9 protein-coding genes and 1 other annotated feature are annotated in these 7,364 nt (G+C 57.0%); all 9 genes read right to left on the bottom strand.

Going from position 1 to position 7,364, the window contains the following annotated elements:
- Positions 1-138: 138 nt before the first annotated feature.
- The 9 genes from hisIE to hisL all read right to left on the bottom strand — a co-directional run bounded on the left by hisIE (position 139) and on the right by hisL (position 7,329).
- The gene (hisIE, locus tag GKAS_RS13520; protein WP_035894871.1) at positions 139-738 is read right to left on the bottom strand and encodes a bifunctional phosphoribosyl-AMP cyclohydrolase/phosphoribosyl-ATP diphosphatase HisIE; all 600 of its coding nucleotides are present in this window, start codon (positions 736-738) and stop codon (positions 139-141) included.
- Entirely contained in the window at positions 732-1,508 is a 777-nt protein-coding gene (gene hisF / locus GKAS_RS13515; RefSeq protein ID WP_035894870.1) for an imidazole glycerol phosphate synthase subunit HisF, read from the bottom strand. Before hisF ends, hisIE begins: the two co-directional genes overlap by 7 nt.
- Positions 1,490-2,227: a 1-(5-phosphoribosyl)-5-[(5-phosphoribosylamino)methylideneamino]imidazole-4-carboxamide isomerase gene (gene hisA, locus GKAS_RS13510; protein WP_035894869.1), complete on the bottom strand. Its 738-nt coding sequence runs from the start codon at positions 2,225-2,227 to the stop codon at positions 1,490-1,492. Before hisA ends, hisF begins: the two co-directional genes overlap by 19 nt.
- Positions 2,227-2,817, bottom strand: coding sequence for an imidazole glycerol phosphate synthase subunit HisH (hisH, locus tag GKAS_RS13505; RefSeq protein ID WP_035894867.1), 591 nt, complete (start codon positions 2,815-2,817; stop codon positions 2,227-2,229). The genes hisA and hisH overlap by 1 nt, the downstream gene beginning before the upstream one ends.
- On the bottom strand, positions 2,817-3,884 hold the full coding sequence (gene hisB, locus GKAS_RS13500; protein WP_035894866.1) for a bifunctional histidinol-phosphatase/imidazoleglycerol-phosphate dehydratase HisB: 1,068 nt from the start codon (positions 3,882-3,884) through the stop codon (positions 2,817-2,819). Before hisB ends, hisH begins: the two co-directional genes overlap by 1 nt.
- On the bottom strand, positions 3,881-4,942 hold the full coding sequence (hisC, locus tag GKAS_RS13495; RefSeq protein WP_035894864.1) for a histidinol-phosphate transaminase: 1,062 nt from the start codon (positions 4,940-4,942) through the stop codon (positions 3,881-3,883). The genes hisB and hisC overlap by 4 nt, the downstream gene beginning before the upstream one ends.
- Positions 4,939-6,243 carry a histidinol dehydrogenase gene (hisD, locus tag GKAS_RS13490; RefSeq protein WP_035894863.1) on the bottom strand — a complete coding sequence of 435 codons (1,305 nt, stop codon included), beginning with the start codon at positions 6,241-6,243 and terminating at the stop codon, positions 4,939-4,941. Before hisD ends, hisC begins: the two co-directional genes overlap by 4 nt.
- Positions 6,244-6,248: 5 nt before the next feature.
- Complete coding sequence (gene hisG, locus GKAS_RS13485) at positions 6,249-7,148, bottom strand: ATP phosphoribosyltransferase (RefSeq protein WP_035894861.1); 900 nt, start codon at positions 7,146-7,148, stop codon at positions 6,249-6,251.
- Between the two features lie 34 nt (positions 7,149-7,182).
- Positions 7,183-7,303 (bottom strand) — a sequence feature (His leader region).
- On the bottom strand, positions 7,279-7,329 hold the full coding sequence (gene hisL, locus GKAS_RS24855) for a his operon leader peptide (RefSeq protein WP_071594744.1): 51 nt from the start codon (positions 7,327-7,329) through the stop codon (positions 7,279-7,281). (Overlaps the previous feature by 25 nt.)
- Positions 7,330-7,364 lie beyond the last annotated feature (35 nt).

The following is a 7,364-nucleotide window of genomic DNA, read 5'->3' as shown; positions in this document are numbered from 1 at the left end:
GAACGTAATCGAAAATTACCATGTGAATGGTTGCGGCGCAAAGTTTTGTACCCAAAATGAAGTCGATGATTCTATTTGGTGAATTACCAAAGCATCAATAAAAAACCCGGCAAAAAATGTCGGGTTAATATTATGAAACTACTGATGCCGTTCCCGCAAATTATCGATAACGGTCGTCAAATCCAACTCCTGATCCTGCAGCAGCACCAGCAGGTGATACATCAAATCTGAAGCTTCATTCTTCAACTCAAACTTATCGTGCACGGTAGCCGCCAGCGCGGTTTCCACGCCTTCTTCGCCCACTTTCTGCGCAATGCGCTTGGTGCCGCTGGCATACAGCTTCGCCGTGTAGGAGCTAGCCGGATCGGCGGTCTTACGCTCGGCCAGCAGCTGTTCAAGTTGATACAGGAACAGCCATTTGTGGCTGGTCTCGCCAAAGCAGCTCGACGTGCCTTTGTGGCAGGTAGGGCCGATAGGGTTCACCAGAATCAGCAGCGTATCGTTATCGCAGTCTGGCGCGATGCTGACCACGTTCAAATAGTTGCCGGAGGTTTCACCTTTGGTCCACAGGCGTTGCTTGGTGCGCGAGAAAAAGGTGACTTTGCCCGTTTCTTGCGTTTTTGCCAGCGCTTCCTGGTTCATGTAGCCCAGCATTAACACTTCGCCGGATACCGCGTGTTGGATAACGGCGGGCATCAGTCCGTCGGTTTTTTCCCAGTCCAGTTGTTCAGTTAACATACCCGTATCTCCACGCCCTGTGCTGCCAGGTACGCTTTTAGTTCACCAATATTAATAATCTGTTTGTGGAACACCGACGCGGCCAGCGCACCGTCGACGTTGGCGTCGCGGAATGCTTCCAGGAAGTGCTCCATGGTGCCAGCACCGCCGGAGGCGATCAGCGGCACGTGGCAGACTTCGCGTACTTTTTTCAGCTGTTCCAGGTCGTAGCCGTTACGCACGCCGTCCTGGTTCATCATGTTGAGGACGATTTCGCCTGCGCCGCGCTTTTGAACTTCCTGTACCCAGTCCAGCGTTTCCCACTGGGTCACGCGGGTACGGCTTTCATCGCCGGTATACTGATTGACATGATACTTGCCGGTGTCGGCATCAAACCAGGTATCAATACCTACCACGATGCACTGCACGCCGAAGCGATCCGCCAGGCGGGTAATCAGTTCCGGGTCGGCGAGCGCCGGGGAGTTGATAGAAATTTTGTCCGCGCCGAAGGAGAGGATACGCGCGGCATCATCGATGGACTTGATGCCACCGGCAACGCAGAACGGGATATCAATGACTTCGGCAACGCGGGAGACCCAGCTTTTGTCGACCACGCGGCCATCGCTGGAAGCGGTAATATCGTAGAACACCAGCTCGTCCGCGCCTTCGTCAGCGTAGCGTTTTGCCAGCGGAACAATATCGCCGATGATTTCGTGGTTGCGGAACTGCACGCCTTTAACGACCTGACCATTACGCACATCGAGACAAGGGATTATCCGTTTTGCCAGCATTGGATGGCCTCCGTTACGTTAAATTTACCTTCCAGCAGCGCACGCCCGACAATCACGCCTCGCACGCCGGTACCGCGCAGCGCGGCAATATCGTTAAGGTCGCCAATACCGCCGGAAGACTGGAATGCCACCTGCGGATAGCGAGCGCAGACTTCTTCATACAGCGAAACGTTAGAGCCCGCCAGCGTGCCGTCGCGGGAGATATCGGTGCACAGCACGTGCTGCAGGCCAACCGGCAGATAGGTTTCGACCAGCTCTTCCAGCGTGACGCCGGAGTTTTCCTGCCAGCCGCTGACCGCCACCTGCTTGGTGCCGTTCTCATCAATGCGCACGTCAAGCGCCAGCACTAAATGCTCGGCGCCAAAACGTTTGAACCAGCCTTTGACCACTTCCGGTGATTTTACCGCCGTTGAGCCCACGACTACGCGAGCTACGCCTGCGTCGAGCAGGGCGGCTACATCTTCTTCAGTACGCACGCCACCGCCAACCTGAACCGGCACCTTTACACCGGCAACCAGCGTTTTCAGCAGTGGGATCTGCCGCTGTGCCGGGTCTTTCGCGCCGGTTAAGTCGACCAGGTGCAGCACTTCTGCGCCCTGAGCCGCGTAATCTTGCAAACGCGGCATCGGGTCATTGCCGTAGTCACGCTGTTGCCCGTAATCTCCCTGATGGAGACGCACCACGGTGCCGTTAATCAAATCTAAAGCAGGAATGATCATCACATCTCCAGGAAGTTTTTCAGCAGCTGTGCGCCTGCGGCACCCGACCGTTCTGGGTGGAACTGCACGCCGTAAAAGTTATCTTTCTGCACGGCGGCGGTGAACGGCTCGCCATAGTTGCACTGGGCGATGGTGTACTCGTTGACCGGCATGGCGTAGCTGTGGACGAAGTAGAAGTAGGCGCCGTCTTCAATGCCGCGGAACAGACGGTCGCCTGCTTTCGGGTAGACGCGGTTCCAGCCCATGTGCGGCAGCGGCAGGCCAAAATCGGTCATCTTCGGCACATCTTGTTCAATGATGCCGAGTAGGTCTACGCCGTTTGTCTCTTCGCTACGGCGGCCGAGCAGCTGCATACCGAGGCAGATTCCCAGCACCGGCTGAGTACAGGCTTTGATTAAATCGACCAACTCGCGCTCGCGAATCTGGTCCATGGCGGCTTGCGCCGTGCCTACGCCCGGTAGAAAGAGCTTATCGGCGCGCAGCACCACCTCCGGGTCGCGGCTCACCACCGGCTCGTAGCCGTGGCGAGCAATCGCTGATTTCACCGAGTTAAGGTTCGCGCAGCCGGTATCAAGGACGACCACATTCATCACAGCACTCCTTTCGAAGAAGGAAGGGTGTTGCCGTCTACGCGAATCGCCTGGCGCAGAGTACGGCCGAAGACTTTGAACAGACTTTCTACGCGGTGATGATCGTTTTTGCCCTTGGTTTTCAGGTGCAAGGTGATGCCCATGGCGTAGGAAAGCGAGCGGAAGAAGTGCTCGATCATCTCGGTGCTGAGATCGCCTACGCGCTGGTAGGTGAACTCGGCTTTATATTCCAGGTGCGGGCGGCCGGAGATATCCAGCGCGCAGCGCGCCAGACATTCGTCCATTGGCAGTACAAAACCAAAGCGGTTGATACCGCGTTTGTCGCCGAGCGCCACCTTCAGCGCCTCGCCGAGCGCCAGGCCGGTATCTTCCACCGTGTGGTGATCGTCGATATACAGGTCGCCCTTCACGGTGATGTTCATGCGGAATCCGCCGTGGGTGGCAATCTGATCCAGCATGTGGTCAAAGAAGCCGACGCCGGTATTGATTTTGCTGCCGCCTTCGCGATCCAGCCACACTTCCACGTCAATCTGCGTTTCGCGGGTGTTGCGCTCGATGTGCGCGTAGCGGTCGCGGCGGGTCAGCCGTTCGCCAATCATCGCCCAGTTCAGCGTGTCGCGGTTATAGCGCAGGCCGGTAATGCCCATGTTGACCGCCAGCTCAACGTCGGTGGTGCGGTCGCCAATCACGTAGCTGTTGGCCGTGTCCATTACTTCATTCGCCAGCCATGCGGTCACCAGCTGCGTTTTTGGCTTGCGGCACTCGCAGTTATCGGCTGGCAGGTGCGGACAGATCAGCACATCGTCAAAGATCACGCCCTGAGAGGTGAAGATCTGCATCATCAGGTTGTGCGGGCCGTCGAAGTCCGCCTGTGGGAAGCTGTCGGTGCCCAGTCCGTCCTGGTTAGTGATCATCACCAGCTTATAACCGGCTTTTTGCAGTTGAAGCAGCACCGGAATAGCGTCGGGTTCGAAGGCCAGTTTGTCAAAACGGTCTACCTGATAGTCGCTTGGTGGTTCGGAAATCAGGGTGCCATCGCGATCGATAAAGAGAAACTTCTGGGTCATACGGTCTCCGCTTTCAAAGCGTCAATCACGCGCTGGCTTTCAGCACGAGTGCCGATAGTGATGCGCAAACAGCCGCTTAATGAAGGTTGTTTATTCTGGTCTCGTAAGATAATGCCCTGATCCCACAAAGATTTAAATACGATACTTGAGGCTTTGATTCGGGCCAGTACGTAGTTGGTCTCAGAATCAAAAACCTGTTCAACGCACTCAATGGTGCGCAGGGCCTCTACCAGATACTCGCGCTCGCTTAAAATCTGCGCCACGCGCTCGCGCATCGCGGCAATCCCCTGCGCGCTAAGCGCTTGGGCCGCGATATCAGCAACCGGGGTCGAAAGCGGATAAGGCGCGATCACTTTCATTAATAAGGCAATAACTTCCTCATTGGCGAGCGTGAAGCCGCAGCGCAGACCTGCCAGGGCAAAGGCTTTGGAGAGGGTGCGCAGAATGACCAGGTGCGGGTATTCAGCCAGCCAGCCTGCCAGCGTCGCCTGCGGGCAGAATTCAATATAGGCTTCATCGGCAACCACCAGCGCTTTATCGCGGGTCATCTCCAGCAGGGTACGGAAATCCTGCGGGTTAATAACCTGCCCGGTTGGGTTGTTCGGGCTACAGACGTAGACCACTTTCACGTTGCTAAGGCTATCGGCGATGGCCGGCAGGTCGAGCTGCCAGTCGGCTTTGGCCGGCACGGTGCGGCACTCTACGCCGATGGTTTCGGCGCTAACGCTGTACATACCGTAGGTTGGAGGGCAGAACAGTACCGCATCGCGGCCCGGCTCACAGAAGGCGCGTACCAGCAGTTCAATACCTTCATCCGCGCCGCGGCTAACCAGCACCTGCGTGGGCTTCACGCCCGCATAGGTGGCATAGTTTTCAATCACCGCTTTTGGCTGACACTCCGGGTAGCGGTTCAGCGTTTGCTGGCTCAGCTCGAATGGCACCGCCGTCGGGTATTCATTGGCATTCAGCCAGACGTCACCTTTGCCGCCAAGACGGCGGGCAGACTGGTACGGGGTTAAAGCGCGAACGTTGTCGCGGGCTAACTGTTCAATGCTCATGCTTGCTCCTTCAGGGCGTTAACGCGCAGGGTGACGGCATTTTTGTGGGCGGTCAGCAGCTCGGCGGCGGCCAGCGTTTCAATCGTGGCGGCGATAGCACTAAAGCCATCGCGGGACAGTTCCTGAACGGTCATCCGTTTCTGGAAATCGGCCAGCCCCAGGCTTGAACAGGTTGACGTGTAGCCATAGGTCGGCAGCACGTGGTTAGTACCGGAAGCGTAATCGCCCGCGGACTCCGGCGACCAGTCACCGAGGAACACGGAACCGGCGCTGGTGATATCGTCAACCAGGTCACGGGCGTTGCGGGTCTGGATGATTAAGTGTTCCGGACCATAGGCGTTGGAAATTGCTACGCACTGCGCTAGATCTTTTGCCACGATAAGGCGGCTGGCGGAGAGCGCCTGTCGCGCGGTATCTGCGCGGGAGAGTTCGGCAAGCTGGCGTTCAACGGCTTCGGCGACGCCTTCGGCAATCTTCGCATCTGGCGTCAGCAGGATAACCTGTGAGTCCGGGCCGTGTTCCGCCTGAGAAAGCAGGTCAGAGGCGATAAAATCTGGCGTGGCACCGCTGTCGGCGATCACCAGCACTTCAGAAGGGCCGGCAGGCATATCAATCGCCGCACCGTCGAGGCGCTGGCTGACCTGGCGCTTCGCTTCGGTGACATAGGCATTACCTGGCCCGAAGATTTTATCGACCTTCGGAATCGATTCGGTGCCCAGCGCCAGCGCGGCAATCGCCTGCGCGCCGCCGACTTTATAGACGTTCTCTACGCCGCAAAGCTGCGCGGCATACAGGATCTCATCGGCAATCGGCGGTGGTGAACAAAGCACCACTTTTTTGCAGCCGGCGATACGCGCCGGGGTCGCCAGCATTAATACGGTAGAGAACAGCGGGGCGGAACCGCCTGGAATATAAAGGCCAACTGAGGCGATAGGGCGGGTTACCTGCTGGCAGCGCACGCCCGGCTGAGTTTCAATATCCACCGGCGGCAGAATCTGCGCAGTGTGGAAGGTATCGATATTACGCACTGCCGCCTGCATCGCCTGCTTAAGTTCATCGCTCAGACGATTGCTGGCCTGCTGAATTTCGTCTGCGGTAACTTTCAGCGCGCCGACTTCGGTTTTATCAAACTTCGCGCTGTATTCACGCAGCGCGCTGTCACCGTTGGCTTTGACGTTATCCAGAATCTCGGCCACCGTACGGGTAATGCTGTCGGAGGCGGAAATGGCCGGGCGCATCAGCAGCGCTTGCTGTTGTTCGGGGCTACAGCTATTCCAGTCAATCAGGGTATTGAAGCTCATGGTTATTACTCCATCATCTTCTCAATTGGCAGCACCAGAATAGAGCTGGCACCCAGGGCCTTCAGTTTTTCCATGGTTTCCCAGAACAGAGTTTCGCTGCTCACCATGTGCATCGCCACGCGCTGCTTATCGCCCGCCAGCGGCAGAATGGTTGGGCGTTCAGCGCCAGGCAGCAGGGCGATAACTTCATCCAGACGCTCGGTTGGCGCGTGCATCATGATGTACTTCGATTCGCGAGCCTGAATCACGCCCTGAATACGGGTTAAGAGACGGTCGATCAGCTGCTGTTTGGCTTCGCTCATCTCGCCGTCGCGCTGGATAAGGCAGGCTTTAGAGCGGAACATCACTTCGACTTCGCGCAGGCCGTTGGCCTCAAGCGTTGCGCCAGTCGATACCAGGTCGCAAATGGCGTCGGCAAGGCCAGCGCGTGGGGCAACTTCGACGGAACCGTTCAGCAGACAGGATTTAAAGCTGATGCCTTTCTGATCGAGGTAACGCTTCAGCAGGTGTGGGTAAGAGGTGGCGATGCGTTTGCCGTCGAGCGCGGCAGGGCCGTTCCACGCTTCATCCGCTGGGGTAGCCAGCGACAGGCGGCAGCCGCCGAAGTCCAGGCGACGCAGGGTAAAGTAGCGCGGGTCTTCGCCCTGGGCGCGGCGGCTCAGCAGCTCTTCTTCCAGCACGTTCTCGCCAATGATGCCGAGATCAACGACGCCGTCCATAATCAGGCCAGGGATATCGTCATCGCGAACGCGCAGGATGTCGATAGGCATGTTCTCCGCCATCGCAATCAGGCGCTGGGTGTGGAGATTGATTTTGATGCCACAACGGGCCAGTAATTCGCGTGAATCATCGCTCAGGCGACCTGATTTCTGCATAGCTATGCGTAAACGGCTGTTATCTAACATTCTGTATTCCTCATTACCCTGCTGAATTTTGTTCAAAAAAAAGCCCCCGGAAGATATCTTCCGGGGGCTCTCTTGCGTTCATGCACCACTGGAAGATCTGAATGTCTCCCAGCACACATCGCCTGAAAGACTAGTCAGGGTGATGGTGATGATGGTGGTGTTTAAATTGAACGCGGCTCATAAATTTCTCGTTGAATGACTATTCACTTGATGTCT

The organism is Kluyvera ascorbata ATCC 33433 (assembly GCF_000735365.1).
In the GTDB taxonomy this organism is placed as follows: Bacteria; Pseudomonadota; Gammaproteobacteria; order Enterobacterales; family Enterobacteriaceae; genus Kluyvera; species Kluyvera ascorbata.
The sequence above is the reverse complement of the archived record's forward strand: the minus strand, read 5'-3'. Positions and strand labels throughout refer to the sequence as shown.

Coding starts and splice junctions, on each gene's coding strand:
- hisIE (WP_035894871.1), bottom strand. CDS start 738: ATGTTAACTGAACAACTGGACTGGGAAAAAACCGACGGACTGATGCCC.
- hisF (WP_035894870.1), bottom strand. CDS start 1,508: ATGCTGGCAAAACGGATAATCCCTTGTCTCGATGTGCGTAATGGTCAG.
- hisA (WP_035894869.1), bottom strand. CDS start 2,227: ATGATCATTCCTGCTTTAGATTTGATTAACGGCACCGTGGTGCGTCTC.
- hisH (WP_035894867.1), bottom strand. CDS start 2,817: ATGAATGTGGTCGTCCTTGATACCGGCTGCGCGAACCTTAACTCGGTG.
- hisB (WP_035894866.1), bottom strand. CDS start 3,884: ATGACCCAGAAGTTTCTCTTTATCGATCGCGATGGCACCCTGATTTCC.
- hisC (WP_035894864.1), bottom strand. CDS start 4,942: ATGAGCATTGAACAGTTAGCCCGCGACAACGTTCGCGCTTTAACCCCG.
- hisD (WP_035894863.1), bottom strand. CDS start 6,243: ATGAGCTTCAATACCCTGATTGACTGGAATAGCTGTAGCCCCGAACAA.
- hisG (WP_035894861.1), bottom strand. CDS start 7,148: ATGTTAGATAACAGCCGTTTACGCATAGCTATGCAGAAATCAGGTCGC.